Here is a 7350-nt window from a genome sequence, read left to right as displayed (position 1 = left end):
CGCCTAAACCTGCCAGTTCACTTTGCAAAAGTTCATTAAACAACTGTTTTTCTTTTGTAGCAGGAACCTTAGTTTTTGCTGATTCTCGATGTGGTTGTATAGGTTGCGGAATCAAAAAAGGTTTTTCAACCATGCTCATCACCTACTTTATTGTTTTGATTTGGGTTAATTCAACTTCTTGAGCTTCGATTACGGCCACATAATAACCATCTTTTTGTGTAAGTGCACTGACACTACCGCTTTTTTCAATTCCATTTTCTAAATAAGTAACCTCACGCCCTAAGAGCTCCAAACCTTGTTTCAAACTACCTAGGCCCAGAAGTAATTCCCCTAAAGCAAACATATTAGCCTGTCCGCTCTGTTGTGTTTCCAAAACCGCCGCTAATCCCTCTTCCACAGTATTATTTAAATTCTGCATTTGTTCCAATGCTGACATTTGTGCCATTTGTGCAATAAAATCGCGATCATTCATCGGTTCCAAAGCATCCTGATAACGAAGTTCAGTAATTAAAAGCTTAAGAAAATCATCTTTATCAAGAATATTCTTCCCCCAAGAAGTTTGCTGAGCAGGAATTGATTGATATCCGTCTAAAGCAATCTGCATTAATTTCACTCCCTTCTAAACTAAGTAATCATAAGCACTCAATCGCAAGCTAGTAGGCTGAAAATCCGTACAAGCACTTATTTCCTTTTTTTCCTGTGACCAACTGTTTTGCTTTTTTAATTCCCAAATAGGTTCCTGATCTGATTGGCTTTGTTTTAATTGTTCTCCCCCAATATCAACATTTAAACCGGCAAAAGGAATGTCCTGTTTTAAAAATGATTGTCTAAGATTATCTAAATTACTTTCTAAAAAACTGCGTACCACAGGCTGTTCAACTAAAAATTTAACAGAAACAGCCCCCTCCTCTACAGATAACTCAACAACCAACTTACCTAATTCTTTAGGTTTTAAATGAATTACTATTTCTTTTTCACCATTAACCTCAAGCAATGGTTTTATTTCTTTAAAGATCACTTCCGGTAAATCCCGAACTAAATTAGGTGTACTTAATTCAATTTTTTCAGGTACTGTCTCTTGACTAAAGGGAGTACTAATTTGGTTAATTTGATTTAATTCCTCTGGAATTATTTTTTCTACAAAATTACTTTCCTTTTCCATTAAAAACTCGATCCCTTCTTCTTGATGCCAAAGCACTCTCTCCGAAAATTTAATTTCCGGCAGTTCTTCGCTAGATAAATTCTCCGGAGCTTCAAAAGAAGTACTTTCTCGCAAACTCATTTCAGTTAACCATAGGTTATCAATTTCCACAGGCTCTACTTGCATACTTTGATGTGTTTCCTGAAAAACAGTTTCCGCCAATTTAGGTAGCACAACATCTTTTTGTTCTAAAGGTTCATTCTTCTTTTCTTGGATAAAAAACTTTAATTCCTGAAAAGACAGATCATTATCTAATGGACAAGTTTTTTCCTTTAGCAATCCATCTGTTACAATTTGTTCTTTTGGGATAAGCGGATTTTCCGGTAGAAACAAACCAGGCAATAAATTATTTAACTCTGGCTGCTTAATCACTTCTTTTAATTTAAGCAGTTCTTCTTCCGACTGTTCCTCTTCACCCAAGAGACCTAACAACATTTCCATAAATTCCGGATTCTGTTCCACAGAACCAAAAAGCGGGATTAACTCCATTGTATTCATTGGCATAAGTGCCCCGATGCCTTCCACTTTTTTCACCTCCTTTCACTAGTTAAAAACTAGGGAATTTGTTTATTTAATAACAATTGTGTTATTAACGCCGCACGATAGGGATCCATTAAAGCAATTATTTTAGCTGTTTGCTTTTTATCCAATAAAGCCAAAATAGTGACTACCATTTCATCATCCAAATTATCCATAATTCTAACCACAGCATCAGGTTTCATTTCCTGATAATAAGCAGCTAAATCTTCAGTATTTATCAGCTTGGTTTCTTGTTTAGCAATTTGGCCTTTTATTTCCGTTAATTCAGTTTGTAGTTCCGTAATTTGTTCCAATAATTTTGTTTTTTCCTGTTCAAGAATGGTTAACTGATAAGTTAGCTCCTTTTTTTCCGCTCTTAATTGCTCATTTTCTGTTTCCAAAGGTGAACCGATCAACCCAATATCAACGGCATCTTCTCTACCTATTTGAGGGAAAAGTGTATTTAAAAATCCACTATGTTTAGCCGCTAAAAAACCTGCCCCCAACATAATCAAGCTAATAATTAAAATCAACATAAGTATTCTCTTCATTTTAACCACTTTGCCTTCTGGAGGAATTTATTGCTAATTCATCTAAAAAGTTTTCCTCCTTTTTCTTTTCAACCAAACGAAAACGCCATTGCTGCTTTTCCCGCAATTTCGTTAATATTTTTCTTTCCTTCATAGCTGCCCTTAATTCCGCTTGTGCATTAGTCAATTTTTGCCGACAAGTTTCCAGTTCAGCTGTCAATTGTAGTAGTTTTTGTTTTTGTAAACTCAAATAATTTTTATAAACAACAATTCTTTCTATAGATACAATTTTCTCCAAAGAAAGGCGATATTCCTCTTCTTTTTTATCCATATTTTGCTTTAATTTCATTTTTTTTTGTTCAACTGTTTGTAAAGCCATTAAACAACGACTAACTTCTTCTAGGCATAATTTTTCTTTATGTTCACGCAAACGGAGTACCTTAGCTAATCTAAATTTAAACATTTATATCCCGCTCTTTTCTAATGATTTCCTGATATAAATCTTTTAATATTTGTATAGTTTGTTCGCTTTTAAAAGCTTCCTGAATCTCCTGTTGCAAAAACTGATTAATCTGCTCAATAAAGCAAATTGCCAAATCAATTTGCAAATTACTACCTTTTTGATATGCCCCTACATCAATTAAATCCTTTGCTTCGGAATAAATAGCTAACAATTTTTTTATTTTTGTGGCTGCAACTTGATGTTCCGAATCAACAATATTCAACATAACACGACTAATACTATTTAAAACATCTACAGCAGGGTAATGACCCAAAGAAGCCAAAGCACGCGATAAAATCAAATGACCATCCAAAATACCTCGAACAGCATCACTGATAGGTTCATTGAAGTCATCTCCCTCCACCAAAACTGTATAAAGTCCCGTAATACTACCTTGAACATCTGTACCCGCTCTTTCCAAAAGTCGAGGGAGTAAAGCAAAAACAGAGGGGGTGTATCCCTTTGTGGCCGGCGGCTCACCTACAGCCAGACCTATTTCCCTTTGGGCCATGGCAAAACGTGTAATTGAATCCATAAGTAAAATGACGTCTTTTCCTTGATCACGAAAATATTCAGCAAGGGCTGTAGCTAAAAAAGCCGCCTTTACCCTTACAATAGCCGGTTGATCCGAAGAAGCCACTACCACCACCGATCGGTCAATTCCGGCCTTTAAATCATTTTCCAAAAACTCGCGCACCTCACGACCTCGCTCACCAATCAAAGCAATAACATTAACATCAGCACTGCTATTGCGGGCAATCATTCCCAAAAGAGTGCTTTTCCCCACACCACTTCCCGAAAAAATACCCAGCCTTTGCCCTTTGCCACATGTTAAAAGACCATCAATAACCTTTATACCCAAAGATAAATTTTCCGTAATTCTTTTTCTTTTTAAGGGATGGGGGGAAGATTCCAACAAAGGATACTCACTTTCCCATTTTAAAGCACCCTTATTATCCAAAGGACGTCCCAAACCATCTAGTACACGACCTATAATTTCCGGCCCAACTTTAACTTTAAAAGACTGATTAACCGCAGTTACTAAATCACCGGGAGCAACCCCGGCTAAATCACCCAAAGGCATTAATAAAGTTCTTTCGCTTTTAAAACCAACTACCTCAGCGGGAATAACACCCTGTTTGCTTTGAATGTATACCAACTCACCAACTCCCGCACGCGGCCCCCGGGACTGAATGGTTAAACCAATAATTTCGGTAACCAAGCCCCGAAAATGTAAAGGGTTAGCATTGTTTACTCTGTTTTTTAATTTTTCAAAGTTCAACATGACGGTTTTCTTCCTTTAACACTTTCTCCAAAATGGATAATCTTTCACCTAAACAGGCATCGATAAATCCCTGCTCAGTTTCAATTAAACAACCACCAGGCTCTATAGTAGTGTCACCTTGAAAGCTAATTTTTCCCGGTGCCAAATTAGCCGTATCTATAGAATTTAAATAAGGTAGATGTTGAGGATTAACCTTAATAATTAATTTTTCGCTTTCCCCAGCTACTTGCAAAACATTTTTTACAATCTCAGCAATAATTTCCGGTTTACTATTTACCAATGTACCGATAATTTTTTCTACAATCAATAAAACTAAATCAATAACTTCGTTAGCTTTTTTTTGTAAAAATACTTCTTGATAATTACCCAAAAACACTAACATTTTTTCTATATCCTTAAGCAAAATTTCCATTTCTTCCTGTCCTGCGGACAGTCCAGCTTGATAACCCGACTGTTTTCCCTGTTGAAATGCTTCTGCCCTTATTTTTTCGCTTTCCATTTTAGCATGAGATTTTATTTCCTTTGCCTCTTTTTGGGAAGAAGCAATAATATGAGCAGCACGCTGTTGAGCCTCATTAACCAATTCGGCTAAAAGAAGCTTAGTTTCTTCATAAAGTGACAGTGCAGTTGTCTCGTCAAAATCAATATTATCAGGCTCAACTTGCTTTTCAATTTGCTTAACAAAAGATGATTTAATTATTTTACTCAATAATCTCATCTCCCTCACCACGGGAAATGATTATTTCACCGGCCTCCTCAAGTTGACGTATTATCGTCACAATTTGCTGTTGTGCTTCTTCTACATCACGAAGGCGCACTGGACCTAGGAAAACAATTTCCTCCTCCAACATCTCGGCCGCACGTCTAGACATATTCTTTTTAATCTTATCTTTAACTTCTTCACCCGCACCCTTGAGGGCCATTGCCAGATCCTTACTATCAACCTCACGCAAAACCAATTGCACACTGCGGTCATCCATTTTAATGATATCTTCAAAAATAAACATCAGCTTCTTAATTTCCTCGGCTAAAATAGGGTCTTGAATTTCTAAGGTTTCTAAAATTGTTTTTTCAGTGGCCCGATCAACATTATTTAAAATTTCTACTATAGAATTTATACCACCTGCACTAGTGTAATCCTGAGCCCCCAAAGAACTAATTTTTCTTTCCAAAGTATTTTCTATTTCTCGCAGTATTTCCGGTGAAGTACTATCCATAATAGCGATTCTTCTGGCCACTTCAGTTTGGCGTTCACTAGGTAAAGCTGATAAAATCGCCGCAGCTTGCTGGGGTTCCAAATAAGACATAATCAAGGCAATTGTTTGGGCATGTTCCCCCTGAATAAAATTTAACAACTGACTAGAATCCGTTTTTCTAATAAAATCAAACGGTTTTATTTGTAAATTAGAAGAAAGACGATTAATAATCCGGATAGCTTTTTCAGTTCCCAAAGCGTTTTCTAAAACCTCTTGGGCATATTCAATGCCACCTTGAGAAACATAATGAGCAGCCATATAAAGCTCTGTAAATTCTTTGGCTACCTTTTCCATTTGTAAATTATCAACATTACGCATACCGGCAATTCCCAAAGTGAGTTGTTCGACTTCTTCTTCATTTAAATACTTCATTACTTCAGCGGATTTTTCGGGTCCCAAAGCAATCATAAAAATAGAAGCTTTTTGATGCCCCGATAACTGTTGTAATTTTTCCAATCAAACCACCCCTAATCCTCTGATAGCCATGTCTTTATTATTTTTGCCACCTCTTCGGGAGATTTTTTTACTAAAGCCTCAACTTGTTCTTTAATAGCTTTTCTTGCCTTAGCCTCTGGTGATAATGACAGCATAACTTCTGGTGCAGCATCACTAGCCGCACTTATTTCGGCTTGCTGTGCTAAATAACGTTCTTTTTCCAAAGCCGCCTCTCGCATACGCCTAAAAAGATAAATTCCCACTCCTAAAAAAAGAACTGCTAAAAGTGGACCCCGTAATGTTCTTAAATAAGCCATCCTGCGTTCAAAGGATTCCCTTTTGGCTAACTCCTCAGCCAATCTTGTCGTTTCATCAGCATTAAAAGGCATTACTACCAAAGAAACCTGATCACCTCTATCGGTATTTACACCCGCAGCATCTGCCACGACCTGCCTGATTCCTGCTTCTTCCTCTGGGGTTAATTCCCCATCCAAAAGCACTGATAAGGAAATATTAGTAATTTTGCCGGGGGCAACGACTCTTTTTTCGGTAATTTTACCTGCTTCATAATTACGTAAGGTTTCCGTTAATTCATGTTCATTAGTACCCACACCCGTATCCCCATAACTAGGTCCCAACATATTAGCATCCGCAGGATTACCCCCAGGAGACTGAGAAGTACCACTAGAACTTTCTTCTTTAATCTGTTCACTAATAATGAAAGGTTCTTCATATCTTTCAGAATGTGTTTCTATTTGATCAAAATCCATGGCTACACTAGCCCTAACCACAGCTTTTCCCGTACCTAATATTTTTTCCAGCATCGATTGTACCGACCTGGAGATTTCATTTTCATATTGCTTTTTTAAAGCCAATTGATTCATTGTGGCCCGTGTAGATCCCCCCAAAAGATCATCCATCAAATCTTCGGAAAGTAAATTGCCATTAACATCCATAACAGTAACATTTTCCGGCTTTAATCCTTCTACACTATGACTTACAAAAGCCATAATTGATTTTACCTGTTCAGGTTTAAGACTGGCATAAGGTTTCAATCGCAAAAGAACAGAAGCCGTAGTTTCTTTTTCATCACGTACAAATAATGATTTTTCCGGTAAAACTATATGCACCTTAGCTGATTCTACCGCTGAAAGATTTTCTATTGTACGTGTTAATTCCCCTTGTAAAGCAATTAAATATTTTACTCTTTTATCTGTATCGGTTTCCCCAAAGCGAGTTTCATTAAAAGACTCAAAGCCAACTACTCCTTTTAAATTAACCTCTCCGGCCATATCAAGTCTTAACTGATACTTATCCTCGGCATTTACAAGAATTGTTTTCCCCTCATCGACTAATTGATAAGGAATTTTACTTTCCTTTAATTTAGTCGTTAAAGCACTAGCATTTTCAGGACTTAATCCCGAATATAGTACTTCCATTTTAGGTTGTCTTAAAAACAGCATGGTCAAAACAATTATTAAAAACAAAAGAACCGTGATTAAAATCGTGGCTTTTTGTCCCTTGGTAAACTTCTTCCAAATGCTATTTATTTGCTCTTGTAATTGAGCCCCCAAATTCATTATCTCACCTCAAGGTTTACACCTGCATTCTCATAAGTTCTT

The 7350-nt window shown here is 36.8% G+C and carries 8 protein-coding genes; all 8 read right to left on the bottom strand.

Annotation, left to right across the window (positions count from 1 at the left end; translation table 11 throughout):
• Window positions 1-142 precede the first annotated feature (142 nt).
• Window positions 143-604 carry a flagellar hook assembly protein FlgD gene (locus tag GX687_00170; GenBank protein ID HHX95872.1) on the bottom strand — a complete coding sequence of 154 codons (462 nt, stop codon included), beginning with the start codon at window positions 602-604 and terminating at the stop codon, window positions 143-145.
• A 15-nt stretch (window positions 605-619) separates the two neighbouring features.
• Entirely contained in the window at window positions 620-1690 is a 1071-nt protein-coding gene (locus GX687_00165; protein ID HHX95871.1) for a flagellar hook-length control protein FliK, read from the bottom strand.
• Between the two features lie 65 nt (window positions 1691-1755).
• On the bottom strand, window positions 1756-2271 hold the full coding sequence (locus tag GX687_00160) for a hypothetical protein (protein ID HHX95870.1): 516 nt from the start codon (window positions 2269-2271) through the stop codon (window positions 1756-1758).
• Window position 2272: 1 nt separating this feature from the next.
• Window positions 2273-2713 (bottom strand): flagellar export protein FliJ, encoded by a 441-nt coding sequence (fliJ, locus tag GX687_00155; GenBank protein HHX95869.1) that lies wholly within the window; start codon window positions 2711-2713, stop codon window positions 2273-2275.
• A complete protein-coding gene (fliI, locus tag GX687_00150) occupies window positions 2706-4037 on the bottom strand; it encodes a flagellar protein export ATPase FliI (GenBank protein HHX95868.1) in 1332 nt (443 codons plus the stop codon). Before fliI ends, fliJ begins: the two co-directional genes overlap by 8 nt.
• Window positions 4024-4746, bottom strand: a complete 723-nt coding sequence (locus tag GX687_00145) for a hypothetical protein (protein HHX95867.1) — start codon at window positions 4744-4746, stop codon at window positions 4024-4026. Before GX687_00145 ends, fliI begins: the two co-directional genes overlap by 14 nt.
• On the bottom strand, window positions 4739-5749 hold the full coding sequence (fliG, locus tag GX687_00140) for a flagellar motor switch protein FliG (GenBank protein ID HHX95866.1): 1011 nt from the start codon (window positions 5747-5749) through the stop codon (window positions 4739-4741). Before fliG ends, GX687_00145 begins: the two co-directional genes overlap by 8 nt.
• An 11-nt stretch (window positions 5750-5760) precedes the next feature.
• A complete protein-coding gene (gene fliF / locus GX687_00135; GenBank protein HHX95865.1) occupies window positions 5761-7308 on the bottom strand; it encodes a flagellar M-ring protein FliF in 1548 nt (515 codons plus the stop codon).
• Window positions 7309-7350: the final 42 nt, after the last annotated feature.

It is taken from the genome of Clostridia bacterium (assembly GCA_012841935.1).
Classification (GTDB): Bacteria; Bacillota; Peptococcia; order DRI-13; family DTU073; genus DUTS01.
The sequence above is the reverse complement of the archived record's forward strand: the minus strand, read 5'-3'. Positions and strand labels throughout refer to the sequence as shown.

Bases quoted from the DNA above. Each gene is read 5' to 3' on its own strand.
- GX687_00160 (HHX95870.1), bottom strand. From the start codon at position 2,271: ATGAAGAGAATACTTATGTTGATTTTAATTATTAGCTTGATTATGTTG.
- fliI (HHX95868.1), bottom strand. From the start codon at position 4,037: ATGTTGAACTTTGAAAAATTAAAAAACAGAGTAAACAATGCTAACCCT.
- GX687_00170 (HHX95872.1), bottom strand. From the start codon at position 604: ATGCAGATTGCTTTAGACGGATATCAATCAATTCCTGCTCAGCAAACT.
- fliJ (HHX95869.1), bottom strand. From the start codon at position 2,713: ATGTTTAAATTTAGATTAGCTAAGGTACTCCGTTTGCGTGAACATAAA.
- GX687_00165 (HHX95871.1), bottom strand. From the start codon at position 1,690: ATGGAGTTAATCCCGCTTTTTGGTTCTGTGGAACAGAATCCGGAATTT.
- fliF (HHX95865.1), bottom strand. From the start codon at position 7,308: ATGAATTTGGGGGCTCAATTACAAGAGCAAATAAATAGCATTTGGAAG.